Origin of the sequence: Amycolatopsis lurida, assembly GCF_900105055.1 — a bacterium.
Taxonomy (GTDB): domain Bacteria; phylum Actinomycetota; class Actinomycetes; order Mycobacteriales; family Pseudonocardiaceae; genus Amycolatopsis; species Amycolatopsis lurida.
In genome coordinates, this window is record NZ_FNTA01000004.1 from 2077501 (window position 1) to 2093260 (window position 15760).

Genomic DNA, 15760 nt, shown 5'->3' on the forward strand with positions numbered 1-15760 from the left:
GAGGTCGAAGAGCGCCTGCTGTTCCGGGCTTCGCTCGGTCAGCAGGCGCCGCGTCCGCGGGCGGCCACCGGTGGACGGGTACCGCAGCACCGTCTCCCCTATCCCCGCGAGGCTGTCCATCAGCTCGCGGACCGACAGGTTCATCCCGGCGCGGTCCGCCTCGCGCCGCATGAGGTGGGTGACCGTGGACGCGAGCACCGTGACCAGTGTGTGCACGGCGATCCGATGCGGGGTCCAGTCCCAGCGCGGGGTGGGGCCGGTGACCGCAGGACCGGTGAGCCAGCGGAACGTCGAGTCGAGGTGGGTCCGGGCCCGGTACGCGGTGACGACTTCGGACACGGGCCAGTCGTGGTCGGTGACCAGCACCTGCTTGCCGAAGAACTCGTCGTGCAACCGCGACACGGCGGCGTCGTCGACCTTCCAGGTCAGCCGGATCTCCCCCGGCTTCGTCCCCATCAGGGAAGGGGAGAGCACCCGTTCGACGCGGCGCCCGCGCGTGATCCGCGCGATTTCGGCGTTCACCTGACCACGGTCACCCCTGTAGACGCCTGAGGCCAGTGCGGCGTCGAGGCCGGAGAGTTCCCGCGTCGCGGTGCCCAGTTCCTCGCCGAACGCGCGGGCCTGCGCGTTGTGCAGGGTTTCCGAATGGGTCAGGATCACGCGGCGCCGCACGCCCGCGACCACGGCTCTGGTGTCGAGAGCGGTCAGCCCGGCGAAGCGCTCCGGGTCGACGGGCTTCCGCGCGGACGGCGGTTTCGACAGCAACTCCGGATGCTCCGAAAGCGGGAGTGCGCCGACGAAGTGCCGTCCGAGGTCCAGTTGCGCGGCTTGGCCCGCGGTGAAGACCAGCGTGACGGGGTACAGCGAGCGGAGTCGCTCGGCGAGCGCGGCGAACGGCGGCGCCTCCTCCCTCGGGTACACGTGCGAGGCCAGCGGGATCGCACCGTCCTTGGTCACCACCAGGCCGAGCCCGGCGAGTTCGCAGCGGCAAGGGTCGGCCGTGGTGAAGGTGGCGAACTGCGGGACGTCCACGGCGAGCGCGGCGTCGCCGCTCCCCAGCCAGGAGAGCACCGCGTCGGCGACGGCGGTCTCGATCCTGGCGATCCGTTCGGGCGTGAGGCGGTGCAGGGCGCGCCAGTGATTCGGGAGGTCCGCCCGGACGAATTCCCGGGCGACGGAGTCACGCCACCAGTCGGCTAATGGCGTTTCAGGGGCTGTCGCCCGGTGCAGGACAGCGAGCGCGAGATGCGTCCCGAGCGTGGTCGCGGCGCGCTGGGCTCCGACGGCCTCGTCGACCCGGCGCACGAAGTCGAGCCGTCGCAGCGTGGCCCACACCGCCGCGACGTCACCGAAGGTCCGGTGTCGCGCTTGGCCGGGGGCCGAGACGTCGCCCTCCATCGCGCGCCCGATCTCCTCGGCCGTCCCGAGGTAGCGCTGCGACACGACCCTGGGCTCGCCGTCGACCCGCGCTGAGGTGACGAGGTAGTAGTACGTCCGCCCGCCGACCTTCTTGCCGATCACCGAAGCCACACTTTAGGTAATACACTCCGGCCCACTGATGGGCAACCGAGATCATGCGCTGACCAGCGAAAACAGTGATCCCGCCCACGTGGGTGACGCGGTGGCGGGATGCACACTGGCAGGTGGAGCGAGTCCGGCCATAGCGTGCGGGAATGGCATCGGATGCAGACGCGAACGCCCCCACCACCTCGGCGATGCGCCGGGCGCTCGCCAGGGCGCGCGACGGGAAGACCCTCGACATCACCGAGGCCTCGATCCTGCTCCAGGCGCGCGGCGACGACCTCAAGACGCTGTCCGAGCACGCCTCCCGGGTCCGCGACGCCGGGCTCGTCGCGGCAGGCCGTCCGGGCGTGGTCACCTACAGCCGTTCGGTGTTCATCCCGCTGACCCGGCTGTGCCGGGACCGATGCGGCTACTGCACCTTCGCGACCGTCCCCGGTCGCGTCGAATCGCCGTTCCTCTCCCCCGACGAGGTGCTCGACATCGCCCGCAAGGGTGCCGAAATGGGGGTCAAGGAAGCGCTGTTCACGCTCGGCGACCGTCCGGAGGACCGCTGGAAGGCGGCGAAGGACTGGCTCGACGCGCACGGCTACGACGACACGCTGTCCTACGTCCGGGCGATGGCGATCCGGGTTCTCGAAGAGACGGGTGTCCTCCCGCACCTCAACCCGGGCGTGCTGAGCTGGCAGGACTTCCAGCGGCTCAAGCCGGTTTCGGCGTCCATGGGCATGATGCTGGAGACGACGGCGAAGCGGCTGTACACGGAGAAGGGCGGCCCGCACTACGGCTCGCCCGACAAGGACCCCGACGTCCGCCTGCGGGTGCTGGAGGACGCCGGCCGCAGTTCGGTGCCGTTCACCACGGGCATCCTGATCGGCATCGGGGAGAACTTCGAGGAGCGCGCCGACTCGCTGTTCGCGATCCGCAAGGTCGCGAAGACCTACGGCGGTATCCAGGAAGTCATCGTCCAGAACTTCCGCGCGAAGCCCGACACCAAGATGCGCGCGACCCCGGACGCCGATCTCGAGGAACTCGCCGCGACCATCGCCGTCGCGCGGCTCGTGCTCGGGCCGCGGATGCGCATCCAGGCACCGCCGAACCTGATCGGCCAGCAGTACGAACTGATGCTGAACGCGGGTATCGACGACTGGGGCGGCGTCTCGCCGCTGACCCCCGACCACGTGAACCCCGAACGCGCGTGGCCGCAGATCGACGAGCTCAAACGCCGCACCGAGGCGCTCGGCTTCACCGTGCGCGAGCGGCTGCCGATCTATCCGGAATACGTCAAGGCCGGTGAGCCGTGGTTGGACCCGCGGATGAACGCGCATCTCGCGCCGCTGACCGACGCCGAGACCGGGCTCGCGATCGAAGAGGCGATCCCGGTCGGCATCCCGTGGCAGGAGCCGGACGGCGGCTGGAAGGAGGCCGGGCGCACCGATCTGCACGTCGAGGTCGACACGGTCGGGCGTACGGAAGACCGGCGCAGCGACTTCGACTCGGTCTACGGCGACTGGGCCGAGATCAAGGGCAACATCAAGACCGCGCCGCAGCGGTTCGACCTCGATATCCGGGATGCCTTGCGAAGCGCGGAAAAGAACCCCGCCGGGCTTTCGGACGACGAGGCTCTGGCGCTGCTGCACGCCGACGGGCCGGAGCTCGACGCCTTCACCAAGATCGCCGACGACCTGCGTCGCGAGGTGAACGGCGACGACGTCACCTTCGTCGTCACGCGGAACATCAACTTCACCAACGTCTGCTACACCGGCTGCCGCTTCTGCGCGTTCGCCCAGCGGCGCACCGACGCCGACGCGTACACGCTTTCGCTGGAGCAGGTCGGCGACCGGGTCGACGAGGCGTGGGCCGCGGGCGCGACCGAGATCTGCATGCAAGGTGGCATCCACCCGGATCTGCCGGGCACCGCGTACTTCGACCTGGCGGCGGAGGTGAAACGCCGTCAGCCGGACATCCACCTGCACTCGTACTCGCCGATGGAGGTCGTCAACGGCGCTTCGCGGACGAACCTCTCGATCGAGGACTGGCTGGCGCGCGCGAAGGAGGCCGGTGTCGACTCGCTGCCGGGCACGGCCGCGGAGATCCTCGACGACGACGTCCGCTGGGTGCTGACGAAGGGCAAGCTGCCGACGTCGGAATGGATCAACGTCGTCACCACCGCGCACAAACTCGGCATCACCACGACGTCGACGATGATGTACGGCCACGTCGACACCCCGGCGCACTGGGTCGGGCACCTGAAGCTGCTGGCGAAACTGCAGCGAGAAGGCCTGGAGCGCAACGGGCGGCGCGGGTTCAGCGAGTTCGTGCTGCTGCCGTTCATCCACCAGAGTTCCCCGATCTACCTCGCCGGGCTCGCCAGGGCGGGGACGACGCTGCGCGAGAACCGCGCGGTGCACGCGCTGGCCCGGCTGCTGCTGCACGGGATGATCGACAACATCCAGAGTTCGTGGGTGAAACTCGGTGAAGAGGGCAGCCGCGCCGTGCTCCAGGGCGGGGTCAACGACATCGGCGGGACGCTGATGGAGGAGACGATCAGCCGGATGGCGGGTGCGGCCAACGGGTCGTACAAGACGATCAGCGACATGCGTGCGATGGTCGAGCCGCTGGGCCGTCCGCTGCGGCAGCGGACCACGGAGTACGGCACGCCGACGGCTGAGCGGATCGCCGCCGCCCAGGCGTCCGACGGCGTCGCGACCGCGGTGCGGCGGCCGCTGTTGCCGCTTGTCACCAGCTGACGAAAAGTCACTGACGGCCCCCTTGTCCGCGTACGAACGCGGACAAGGGGGCCGTCACGTTCCGTGTGGCACCGCTCACAAGGCGCGGGAGTCACGGGCGTTTTCTGTGCTAAACCCGAGGCTCACTTCCGGGCAGCCGAGAGGACGTCGATGACCGCGAGCGCAGTCCAGGTGGCCGATACCGCCCGCTATCCGTTGTCCGAACCGGGAAGCCCCGCGTGGCGCGCAATCGTTTCCCGGACCCGCGCCGAACTGCGGGAAACGGGCTGCAGTGTGCTGGCCGACTTCATCCGTCCGGAGCTGCGTGACGTCCTTCGCGACGAAGGCGCGAAGATCGCTCCGGAGGCGTACGCGAAGGTCGAACGCGTCAACGCCTACAACATCGCCCTCGACACTCCGCTGCCGGAGGACCATCCCGGCCGCACGATCATGGAACGCGGCAACGCCTTCGTGGCGCGTGACCGGATCCCGGTGACCGCGGTGATCCAGCAGCTGTACACGAGCCGGGAGTTCCAGCGGTTCGTCGCCGACTGCTTCGAACTCCCCGAACTGCACGAACTCGCCGATCCGCTGTCCGGCCTGGTGCTCAACGTGATCGAACCGGGCCGCTCGCATCCGTGGCATTTCGACACCAACGAGTACACGGTCAGCATGCTGACCCAGGACGCGGCCGACGGCGGTGTCTTCGAATACTGCCCGAACATCCGCTCCGAAACGGCCGAGAACTTCGACGACGTCCGTGCCGTGCTGGTGGGCGAAGGTGATCATTTGATCAGGCGGCTCACTCTGCGTCCTGGCGATCTTCAGCTGTTTCGCGGACGCTTCGCGCTGCACCGGGTGAGTAGTGTTCAAGGGGCAGTCGCCCGCCATTCCGCGATCTTCGCGTACAGCGAGCGTCCTGGGGTCATCGGCAGTCCGGAACGGACGAGACAGCTGTTCGGCCGGGTCCTGCCGGAACACGTCGCTTCGGCGGCGGTCCGGGGCGATCAGCTGCTCGACTAGCGCCTGTTGGCGGAGCTGAAGGAGTACCTGAAGGTGACCACAGGTGTGAACCCGCCCCGGCCGTAGGCCCCGCTATCGCGGTCGCAGGGCAGCGCCCCGCCGACGTCGATCGCGGTCGCGGGTTCACCTACAGACACTCAGTCAGGAGCTTGGCCGTGCCTTTCGATTCGACCGGCAAGATCTCTTTCGACCACATCTACACCGAGCCCGATCCCCGTGCGTTCTTCGGTACCTTGCGCAGACTGGACTACTCCATCCCCCAGCAGGCGAAGGCCTACTTCGCGAAGTTGATCGACGAGTACCGCGCGGAGGCCGACGTCAAGATCCCGACGGTGCTCGACCTCGGCTGTTCCTACGGCGTCAACGCGGCGCTGCACCGCTGTGACACCTCGATGGAGCAGCTGTACGACCACTACCGGGACGGCGAGTCGCTCAGCCGGGACGAACTGATCGCGCGCGACCGCCGGATGGTCGGGAAGCTCGCCGTCGGCGACGGTGTCCGTTTCATCGGCCTCGACGCCTCCGCGCCCGCACTGGACTACGCGCTCGCCGCCGGCTTCATCGACGACGCGATCCACGCGGATCTGGAGAGCGAAGACCCGACAGAGGAACAGCGCGCGCTGCTGGCCGACGTCGACATCGTCATCTCGACCGGCTGCGTCGGCTACGTCACCGAGAAGACCCTCGTCCGGATAGCGCGGGAGAACCGGCCGTGGATGGCGCATTTCGTGCTGCGGATGTTCTCCTACGGGCCGGTCGCCGAGAGCCTCGCCGACTTCGAATACGACACGACCGGGGTCGACGGCGTCTTCCGGCAGCGGAGATTCGCTTCGGATGAGGAAAAGTCGCAGATCTTGGACAATCTTTCCGTCGCGGGCGTCGACCCGCGTGGGCTGGAAGACGACGGCCGGCTGTACGCGCGGCTGTTCGTCTCCCGGCCGAACGGCGCGGCGGGCGAGCTCGCCTCCGTGCTGAACGCCCTTCCCCTTCGAGATCAAGGATGATCGTGAGCAGTCCGGAACCGTCCACCCGCACGTTCGGCAACGAGGACATCCTGCCGCGGGTCCCCGTCCCCAGCCTGGAGGACACCTGCCGCCGGTTTCTCGAGTGGTGCTCGCCGCTGCTCACCCCCGGCGAGCTGGCGGAGACCGAAGGCGCCGTCACCGAGTTCCTCGCGGAAGGGAGCCCGGCGTACGAACTGCAGAGCGCGCTCGAGGCCTACGACAAGCGGGAAGACGTCCGCAGCTGGCTCGACACCTTCTGGCCGTACCGCTACCTCGGCCGTCGCGATCGGATCGCGCTCAACGCGAACTTCTTCTTCCTGTTCACCGAATCCCCGCTGGGGCAGCTGGAGCGCGCGGCCGAACTGGCGGCGTCGGCGGTGGACTACAAGCTGAAGCTCGACGAGGAACTGGTGCCGCCGATCGTGCTGCGCGGGCAGCCGCAGTCGATGGTGCAGCACAAGTATCTCTTCTCGGCGACGCGGATTCCCGGCGCCGTGCAGGACACCGCGCGCACGCCGTACCGGGAGGACTGGCCGGGGCCGTCGCGGGCGCGGCACATCGTGGTCTTCCACCGCGACACCCCCTTCCGGATGGACGTCATCGCGCCGGACGGGCGGCCGTACTCCCCCGATCAGCTGGTCGCGGGGTTGCAGACGATCGTGAAGTCAGGGAACTTCGTCGAAGACGCGAGGACCGCCGCCGGGCATTTCACCACCAAGGCGAGGGCGGAGTGGGCGGCGACGCGGGAAGCGCTGCTCGCCGCCGGGAACGCGGCCGCGCTCGACGACATCGAGACGGCGTTGTTCTGCCTGTGCCTGGAGGACTTCACGCCGGCGAACACGCAGGAGGCGTGCGACAACCTGCTGCACGGCGACAGCGGGAACCGGTGGTTCGACAAGGCCGTTTCGCTCATCGTGTTCGAGGACGGCACAGCCGGGATCAACGTCGAGCACTGTGAACTGGACGGGACCACGATCCTCGGGTTCACCGACGCGCTGCTGAGCGGGACGCGGCTGGAGCGCCCGCCCGCCGACGGCGTCCCGGCGTCGGAGGTCATCGAGTTCGTCCTGGGTGAGGCGCTGCGCGAGGACGCCCGCGCCGCTGCCGCGTCCTTCGCCGAGTACGCCGAAGCGACCGCTACGAAGACGGTGTCCTTCACCGACTTCGGTGCGAAGCGGGCGAAGGAGCTGGGGATGTCCCCGGACGCCTTCGCGCAGATGGCGTACCAGCTCGCGCACAAGCGGGCGAAGGGGATCACCGGCGCGACGTACGAGTCGATCGCGACGCGGCAGTACCAGAACGGGCGCACCGAAGCGATGCGGGTGGTGACGCCCGAAGTGCAGTGGTTCGTCCAGGTGATGGACGACCCGCAGGCCGACCGGCAGACGCGTCAGGCGGCCTTCCGCGCGGCGGCCGCGAAGCACGTCACGCGGGCGAAGGAGTGTCAAGCGGGTGACGCGCCGGAGCAGCACCTGTGGGAGCTGCAGCTGATCCAGAAGCGACGCGGCGTCGAGGACTCTCCGGCGCTGTACTCGTCACCCGGCTGGCTGAAGATGCGCGACGACTACCTGAGCACCAGCTCGGCGCCGTCGGTGAACATCCAGTACTTCGGCTTCGGGTCGACCAGCCCGCAGTGCATCGGTGTCGCGTACGTGCTGCTGCCGGAATCGCTGAATCTGTATCTGTGCACGCCGAAACACGTGGCACACGAGATGGAGCTGTTCGCGACCGAGCTGGACGGCGCCATCCGGGAGTTGCAGGAGTTGCTGGCCTGAGTTCGTGAGCGCGGTCTGTGATGGGCCGAAGGCGTCCTTCACCGCGTCGGATGCGGTGAAGGGGGCTTTCGGCCCGCAGGCAAGAGGCGTTGCGAAGGCCACCCAGGGTTTGTGACGAGACGGCACGGCTCTGCGACGGTTCCGCCCCGGATCCGGGCCAGTGCGACAGAGCGCCCTTACGATCGGTGAGCCTTTCGATCTTGGGGGAACCATGGCTCGCATCCTGCTCGTCGAGGACGACGTGGCACTGGCCGAAGCGCTCACGCTCGCGCTGAAGGCTCTCGGGCACGACGTCGTCGCCGCCCTGACCGGAGAGCGGGCGCTGGAGGCTCTGTTCACCGACCGGCTCGAACTCGATTTCGTCCTCCTCGACGTCATGTTGCCCGGGATGGACGGCTTCGAAGTGTGCCGCCGGATCCGCGCGCGGAGCCGGTTGCCGGTGGTCCTGCTGACCGCCCGCGGCGACCCGATCGACATCGTCGCCGGGCTGGAATGCGGCGCCGACGACTACGTGGTCAAACCCGCCGAACCGCGGGTGATCGACGCGCGGATCAAGGCGATCGGCAGGCGCGCCGTCACCGCTCCCGGGCCGTCGGCCGGCCGGTTGCGGGTGGGACGGCTGGAGATCGACGCGGCCGCGATGAGCGTGACCCGTGACGGCGCCGAACTGGCGCTGACCGCGACCGAGATCCGGCTGCTCGTCGAGTTCGCCGAACATCCCAACCAGGTACTGAGCAGGCAGACACTGCTGAAACGGGTATGGGATTACGGCTACGTCGGCGACTCGCGGATCGTCGACGCGGCGGTCGCGCGGCTGCGGGCGAAGATCGAGGACGATCCGGCGAATCCCGTGGTGCTGAAGACCGTGCGCGGACTCGGCTACCGGCTGGTGGGCGAATGAGGTTCGGACTCCGCGCCAGGGTGACCGCGGCGGTCGTGACGGTGACCACGACGGCGACGGTCGTGATGGCCTTCAGCGCGGCCGAAATCCAAGAGGACGACGCGTTCGACAGGTTCACGGCCGCGGCGAAGACGTCGTTCGGGGCGATGTTCGGTCAGGCCTGGCCCCACCTCGAACAGTTCATGGCGGGCGCCCCTCGGGCCTTGGAAATGTTCTCCCAGGGAATGGACAAGGCGGCGGCGGACTGGATGCTCGTCACGAGCCATCCCCAGCCGACCAACAACGACTTCGGCGGGCTCAAAGGGCCTCCCGAAGTCGTCAAGTCCTCGTCGCAAAGCCACGACTGGGCGACGGGCACCGAAAACGCGAACCCGCCCGACAGGCGAGCCGCGTTGGAAACGGTCAAGGACGTGGTCCTTGTGCGGACCACGGGACCGGAAGAACTCCTGTCGGCGACCACGACCGATCCGCTGACCGGCCACCGGCTCCTCGTGGTGAGCGCGAACTTCGTCGCGTACTGGGTCGTGCAGTTCTTCGACCTCACCACGTTCGAGCAGGATCTGACGGCCCAGCGGTGGAAACTGGCGTGGATCGCGCTCGGGGTCACCGTCCTCGGCGTGGCGGCCGCCGTCTTCGCCGCGGGCCGGATCCGGCGGCCGGTGCTCCGAGTCGCCTCCGCCGCGCGCGACCTGGGCGGCGGCGCCTTCGACGTGCGTGTTCCGGTGAAGGGCCGCGACGAACTCGCCGACCTCGCCGCGTCGTTCAACACGATGGCCGATCGGGTCGGCACGGCGATCGAGGAGTTACGTGCCAAGGATCGCCAGCAGCAACGCTTCGTCGCCGATGTCGCCCACGACCTGCGGACGCCGCTCGCGTCGATGGTCGCCACGGTCGCCACCCTCGAGGACGCCAGCCCCGAGGTCCGGACCCGGGCGACCGAGCTGCTCGGCACGCAGGCCCGGCGGCTGGCGCGGCTGGTCGAAGATCTGATGGAGATCTCGCGGTTCGACGCGGGTTCCGCGGAGCTGCGCCCCGAACTCGTCGACCTGCCCGCGCTCGTCGAGGACGCGATCGAGGTGAGTGTGCCGGGGACTTCCGTCCAGGTGACGAGCACCGGTGACACGACCGTCTCCGCTGATCCGCGCCGCGTCCACACCATCGTGTGCAACCTGCTGGTCAACGCCGAACGGTACGGCCGGACCCCGATCACGGTGTCCCTGGAAGGCCTTTCCGGCACGGTGACGATCCGGGTCGCCGACTCCGGGCCGGGGGTCCCCGAGGAGTTGCGCCCGATCCTGTTCGACCGGTTCGTGCGCGGCGATCACGCGCGGCAGGCGACCGAAGGCAGCGGGCTCGGGCTGTCCATCGCCCGCGAGAACGCGCTGATCCACGGCGGGGAGATCACCGTGCACAACGACGGCGGCGCCGTCTTCACCGTGCGGCTTCCACGGGAGTCACCAGGGTGAGCCACCGTGGCGCGTAGCCGTCGAAGTACGGCATCGGGACGTGCGTGAGGATCAGGAACACCGCGGTCAGCACGCCTGCCTGGGACAGCTTCAGCTCGCGGTGACCGAGCCGGTGCCACACCACCAGGACGAAGTTCGTGACCAGCAGGAATCCCCAGCGGGCGTCGTCCCAGCCGCCGAACGCGAGCAGCACCGGCGCCCCGATCGCGGCGACGGGCGCCGCCGCGGTGAGCGTCGGCCGGTGCAGGACCAGGAAGCCGCCGATCACCACGACCGCGATGGGCAGCAGATAGAGCAGCACCGCGGTGATCGAGTACAGCCGCCAGCTCTCGGCCTGCGTGCGCCCGAACAGATCCAGCGCGTCGACACGGTAGGGAAAGTCCGCTGTGGACAGTGACCGGCGGAGTCCTTCGACAGCGCCGGGTGCGGCGGGTGGCAGCGCGAGGATCACCAGGCCGAGCACGGCGCCGGGAGCGAGCAGTGCGCACGCGCGCCGAAAAGGGAGCTTCCGCAGCAGGGCGAACCCGAACACCGGCAGCACGGTGAGCAGCGCGATCTCGTGCACCGTCACCGAAAGCGCCATCACCGCGCTCGCGAGCGCGAACCTGGTGCGATGCAATGCCCACAGCGCACCGAACAGGAGGAGATACAGCACCTGGTCGAAGTAGCCGATCTCGTGGAACAGATAGCCACCGCACGGCAGAAGGAGCCAGGCGACGATCAGCAGCCGCCGGCTTTGGGTTCGGCTCTGGAAGAAGGCGAGCGCCACGGCCGCCAGCACCGCGCCGAGGACCACGAAACTCGCGACCGCGAAGATCAGGTAGTCCTGCCCGAACGGCTTCAGGAGCGTGCCGACGAGGAAACGCCGGTGGAAACCGTCGGTCAGGGACACGGCCTGCAGGGTCGCCGCCCACTCCCCCGGCAACCGGAATCCGGTGTATCCGGCGACGAGGACGGCGATCCCGAACAGCACGGTGACGCTTCGCCGCGGGGTCTTCCCGGGAACGGGCACCGGGGCCCGGTCGAGCAAGGTGGTCATGGCGCCAAGCTAGAAACGGATCATGTCACCACCATGACCGCTGATCACCGGCTTCGCACGGCTCTGCTACATCGTGCTCGACCTCAGGAACGCCTGTTCGGAGCCCTCGACCACGAAAGCGGTCCGCGCCTTGGTGGTCGTGGGCAGGTCGCAGGAGAGCCACGCCACGCCGGGCGTCAGGAGCCCCTTCAGCTGGTTCGGCACGTCCGGGGCCCCGGCCGTGCACTCGAGATCACTGATCATTTTCGCCACGGCCTCGCGACGCAGCTTCACGACCGCGGACAACCGGAGGTCTGACGGTCCGGGCGCCTCGATCCGGCCGTCGGAGGCGCCCATCCGCTCCTCGACCCAGGACGCTTCGACGATCTCGCCGACATCGGGGAAGTCCTCGGCGACCGGCGCCGAATCGGTGCGGACGGCCATTTCCTTCGGCGGTGCCGGGGCACAGGCCGCGATCAGGACGATCGCGGCCGTGCTCCCCAGGATCTTCCCCATGGTGTGCATGGGGAAGATCCTGCCTCAGGTGGTGAGCTTCAGGATGTCGATTCCGCGAGTGTTGTCGGCGACATAGACGTAACCCTTGTGCCAGTAGGGCGCCCACGCGCTGGCGTCCGCCGGGCGGAAGTAGGCGATCTGCTTCGGGTCGGTCGGGTCGCTGACGTCGAGGAACCGCGTGCCCTGCGCGTAGAAGGACTGCACGAGGACCTTGCCGCGGATGTCGAAGTAGTGCGCGGAGCAGTCACCCGACGCCGGGTCACTGCCCTCCTGCCCGGCGACGCTCCAGGTGCCGACGGACTCGAGGCGGAACGGCTTCTCCGGCGTCGAGCGCCAGCCCTCGCCGTTGTACGAGTTCTTCAGCGACGAGATCGTCAGCACGCCGTCACCGGCGCAGCCGTCGAGGAAACTCTCTTCGGTGGCGTAGATCAGGTCGCGGCCGTGCCGGCGGTTCGAGTCGGCGCCGTCGGCCGAGCGGTGCCCGGCCGGGTGGAAGCTGTTGTGCATGAACTTCGACGGCGCCGCCGTCTCCTCGACCCCGCCGCCCGCGTAGGGCACCGGGTCGAACGCGGTCGCGCGGCGGACCTTCCCCTGCACGGGGTCGCGGTGGTAGCCGTTGGTCCAGTAGCCGCGGACGCCGCCCCGTCCGGACACCCAAGCCACGCCCTCGGCGTCGACCTGGACGTCGTGCACGTAATCGGTCTTGCCGTCGTTGCGCGCGAGTTCGATCGGGTTCGGGAACGTCTTGGGGTTGCGCGGGTCGCGGATGTCGGTCACCCAGATCGGGCGGCCGCCCCACTCCGCGGGCTGGTTCGCGGCCTTGGACGGGCCGCCGGTCCACAGGTACCGGCAGTCGTCGACGCAGCTGGTCGTGTGACCGGCGGGCACCTTGGTGTAGCTCAGGATGGCCGGTTTGTCCGGGTTCTTCAGGTCGATGATGTAGATACCGGACTCGCCGGTCTGCGTGGTGCCGCCATAGGCCCGCGGGTCGCGCGCCAGGAAGACGAGCTTGCGCTTGACGTCGACCTCGGTGTCCTCGGTCTCCCACAGACCGGGAAGGCTGACCTCGCCGATCAGCTTCGGCGCGGTGGGGTTCTTCGTGAGGTCGTAGACCTTCAGGCCGAACTCGCCGGAAACGGCCATGACGTCACGTTTGCCGTACTGCAGGAACCCCATGGCGATGGCGCCTTGCGCGTCGGGCACGTTGCCGACGGCCTTGACGTTCTTCACCGCGCCGGGGGCGCCCGCGACCCGGACCTTCTCGCCTGCCGGTTTGTCCTCCTCGCCGCAGGCCGCGGCGGGCAGACCGGTGGCGATCAGGGTCGCGGTGACCGTGGCGAGCGCCAGGCACGAACGGAGCAACCAGTTTCCTCGCACAGAAACCTCCCAGGCTGGTTCCTGCACCTTATGATCGCCACTTTGCCCGCACAACCGCCAATAGTCGTTGCTGGACTGCTATGACATGACCATGCGCTTGCGTCTTCTGGTCCCGCTCCTGGCCGCCGCCCTCGTCGCGGCGGGCTGCACGGAATCCGGCGAACCGCCCGCACCGGACGTTCTTCGCGTGGGCCTGGCCGCTCCGGTGACCCTGCTGCCCGCCGACGTCCGCGACCAGTCCGGGCGGATGCTCGCCGGCGCGCTCTGGACGCCGTTGGCCGATTACGACCCCGCGACGGGCAAGACGGCGCCTCGGGCGGCCGAATCGTTCACCAGTTCCGATCGGCTCACGTGGACGGTGAAGCTCAAGGACGGCGGGAAGTTCCACGACGGCACCCCGGTGACCGCTCAGTCCTATGTGGATACCTGGAAGGTGATCGGCGCGGAGCGGTGGCAGGCTTCGCGGGTGGTCAAGGATCTCCTGCGGGCCAAGGAGATCACCGCGCCGGATCCGCTGACCATCCGGCTCGTGCTCGACCGGCCGTCCGGTCAGGTCCCCGCTCTGCTCTCCTCGCCCGCGCTGGTCCCGCTGCCCGCGTCGGCACTGGCTTCGCGTGATTGGGCCGGTTTCGCACAACGCCCCGTCGGCAACGGGCCGTTCCGGCTGGACGGCGCGTGGCAGCCGTCGGGCGGCAAACTCGTCCGCGTGGCGGACGCGCCGGGCAAGGCGCGCGTGATCGAACTCAAGACCGGCGACGCGGCGGCGCAGTACGACGAGGTCAAGGCCGGGAAGCTCGATCTCTCCACGTTCGTCCCCGGTGATCGCCACGAGGCCATGCATGCCGATTTCGCGCAGCGGCACGTGATGTGGGCCCTGCCCACCGTCGCCTACCTCGGGTTTCCCCTGACCGCACAGCACTTCTCCGACGCGACCGTCCGGCACGGTTTCGCGCTCGGGATCGACCGCGCGGCGCTGGAGGCCGGTGCCCTCGGCAAGCAGGTGGATCCGGCGAAGTCGCTGCTGCCGCCCGCCGTCGCGCCGGGTGAGCGCAGCAGTACCTGCCGCCCCTGCACGTTCGACGCCGGCGCCGGGAAATCCCTGCTGACCCAAGCGGAGTTCCCGGCCGCACCTGTCCACTTCGGACAGTCGCAGGGAAGCTGGCTGCGTCCGCTCGCGGAGCAGGTCAGCGCGGCGGTCGGGGTCCCGCTCGCCGCGGAGCCCGGACAGGGACCGTTCGCGATCGACGTCGGCCTGATGACGCCGAGCCCGCAGGAGGTGCTGGCCGAGATCGCCAAGGCGACCGGATATCAGAGCGACGGGTTCGCCGACCTGCTGAAATCGGCCGAGGAGATCGAATCCACCGAGAGCGGTGAGGTCTACCGGCTGGTGGAGAACCACCTGCTCCGGGACCTCCCGGTCGTACCGCTGTGGTCCGGGCACGGGCACGCCGTCTGGGCGGACCGGGTGGGCGACGTCAAGGCGACGACGTTCGGCGGGGTGGACCTGTCAGCGGCTTCCGTGCGGTGACCCGAGCGTGCACTCCCCCGCGACGACGTCGATGAAGGCCGCGGTCAGCGGGTCGGGCGTGCTGCGGCAGTAGGCGGCGAGCGGGCGCCGGATCGGCGGTTCGGGCCGCAGGACGCGGCCGTGGAAGCCTTCGGGCAAGACGTTGGCGGGGACGAGCGCGGGACCGAGCCCCGCCGCCGCGAGCACCGGGGCCGCCGCGCTCTGCTCGGTCCGGACCGCGGCCCTCGGCTGGAACCCCGCCGCGGCGCACGCCTGGTCGACGAGGTCGGCGAGGCCGTTGCCCGGCGCGTAGTGCACCCACGCGCAGTCGGCGAGGGTCGCCAGATCGACGACGCCGGTGCCGTCGTCCTCGCGCGGCCCGTCGATCGGCAGGACCACGACGAACTCCTCGGCACCGATTTCGCGGACCGGCCCCTCCCAGCCCCGCGGCACCGGGCCGACCGCGACGTCGGCCTCCCCCGCGGCCATGGCCTCCCGGAGCTCGTCCGCGTGCCGGAACTCCACCAGCCGGACGTCGACCTCCGGCCGCTCCCGGCGCCAGACCCGCAACGCCGCGGGCAGGACCCCGATGCCGACCGAATAGACCGTCGCGATCTGGAGCTCCCCGGCCTCCAGTCCGGACGCCTGCCGGGCCGCGCACCGCGCGCGTTCGGCGTCGGCGAGGGTGGCGCGGGCGTGCGGCAGCATGGCGCGGCCCATCGGGGTGAGCCGGACGCTGCGCGGCAGCCGTTCGAGCAGCGGGCCGCCGACGCCTTTCTCCAGTACGCGTACCTGATGCGACAGCGCGGGCTGCGTCACGTGCAGCACCTCGGCGGCCTTGGTGAAGGAGCCGGTGTCCACGACGGTCACCAGGTACTCGAGCTGTCGCAAGCTTGTCATGAAGAGAGTTTATCGGAGCGGTG

12 protein-coding genes (1 of these 12 cut by a window edge) are annotated in these 15760 nt (G+C 69.4%); 7 read left to right on the forward strand and 5 right to left on the reverse strand.

Features of this window, described 5'->3' with window-relative positions; genetic code table 11:
* Positions 1-1530 carry the 5' portion of an IS1634 family transposase gene (locus BLW75_RS14855; protein ID WP_034312691.1) on the reverse strand. It extends 69 nt beyond the left edge of the window, so the window shows 1530 of its 1599 coding nt (coding positions 1-1530); the start codon lies at positions 1528-1530; the stop codon falls past the left edge of the window.
* Positions 1531-1715: 185 nt separating this feature from the next.
* Between BLW75_RS14855 and BLW75_RS14860 the strand changes: the two genes are divergently transcribed.
* The 6 genes from BLW75_RS14860 to BLW75_RS14885 all read left to right on the forward strand — a co-directional run bounded on the left by BLW75_RS14860 (position 1716) and on the right by BLW75_RS14885 (position 10419).
* Positions 1716-4271 (forward strand): bifunctional FO biosynthesis protein CofGH, encoded by a 2556-nt coding sequence (locus tag BLW75_RS14860; RefSeq protein WP_241783631.1) that lies wholly within the window; start codon positions 1716-1718, stop codon positions 4269-4271.
* A gap of 150 nt (positions 4272-4421) precedes the next feature.
* Positions 4422-5273: a HalD/BesD family halogenase gene (locus BLW75_RS14865; protein ID WP_034312696.1), complete on the forward strand. Its 852-nt coding sequence runs from the start codon at positions 4422-4424 to the stop codon at positions 5271-5273.
* A 155-nt stretch (positions 5274-5428) separates the two neighbouring features.
* A complete protein-coding gene (locus BLW75_RS14870; protein ID WP_034312698.1) occupies positions 5429-6277 on the forward strand; it encodes a class I SAM-dependent methyltransferase in 849 nt (282 codons plus the stop codon).
* Positions 6274-8052, forward strand: coding sequence for a choline/carnitine O-acyltransferase (locus BLW75_RS14875; RefSeq protein WP_034312701.1), 1779 nt, complete (start codon positions 6274-6276; stop codon positions 8050-8052). The genes BLW75_RS14870 and BLW75_RS14875 overlap by 4 nt, the downstream gene beginning before the upstream one ends.
* Positions 8053-8263: 211 nt before the next feature.
* The gene (locus tag BLW75_RS14880) at positions 8264-8953 is read left to right on the forward strand and encodes a response regulator transcription factor (protein ID WP_034312704.1); all 690 of its coding nucleotides are present in this window, start codon (positions 8264-8266) and stop codon (positions 8951-8953) included.
* Entirely contained in the window at positions 8950-10419 is a 1470-nt protein-coding gene (locus BLW75_RS14885; protein ID WP_034312706.1) for a sensor histidine kinase, read from the forward strand. Before BLW75_RS14880 ends, BLW75_RS14885 begins: the two co-directional genes overlap by 4 nt.
* On the opposite strand, the gene BLW75_RS14890 is transcribed toward BLW75_RS14885, so the two are convergent.
* From BLW75_RS14890 to BLW75_RS14900, 3 genes are all read right to left on the reverse strand, one after another.
* Positions 10385-11458: a hypothetical protein gene (locus BLW75_RS14890; protein ID WP_034312709.1), complete on the reverse strand. Its 1074-nt coding sequence runs from the start codon at positions 11456-11458 to the stop codon at positions 10385-10387. The two genes, BLW75_RS14885 and BLW75_RS14890, sit on opposite strands and share 35 nt — an antisense overlap.
* A gap of 66 nt (positions 11459-11524) precedes the next feature.
* The gene (locus BLW75_RS14895) at positions 11525-11962 is read right to left on the reverse strand and encodes a hypothetical protein (protein WP_034312711.1); all 438 of its coding nucleotides are present in this window, start codon (positions 11960-11962) and stop codon (positions 11525-11527) included.
* A 15-nt stretch (positions 11963-11977) separates the two neighbouring features.
* Positions 11978-13315: an LVIVD repeat-containing protein gene (locus BLW75_RS14900; protein ID WP_034312713.1), complete on the reverse strand. Its 1338-nt coding sequence runs from the start codon at positions 13313-13315 to the stop codon at positions 11978-11980.
* Positions 13316-13415: 100 nt separating this feature from the next.
* Between BLW75_RS14900 and BLW75_RS14905 the strand changes: the two genes are divergently transcribed.
* Positions 13416-14858, forward strand: coding sequence for an ABC transporter substrate-binding protein (locus BLW75_RS14905; RefSeq protein WP_091597623.1), 1443 nt, complete (start codon positions 13416-13418; stop codon positions 14856-14858).
* Here BLW75_RS14905 and BLW75_RS14910 read toward each other — a convergent pair.
* Positions 14838-15737 carry a LysR family transcriptional regulator gene (locus BLW75_RS14910; RefSeq protein WP_034312715.1) on the reverse strand — a complete coding sequence of 300 codons (900 nt, stop codon included), beginning with the start codon at positions 15735-15737 and terminating at the stop codon, positions 14838-14840. The genes BLW75_RS14905 and BLW75_RS14910 overlap by 21 nt on opposite strands.
* Positions 15738-15760 lie beyond the last annotated feature (23 nt).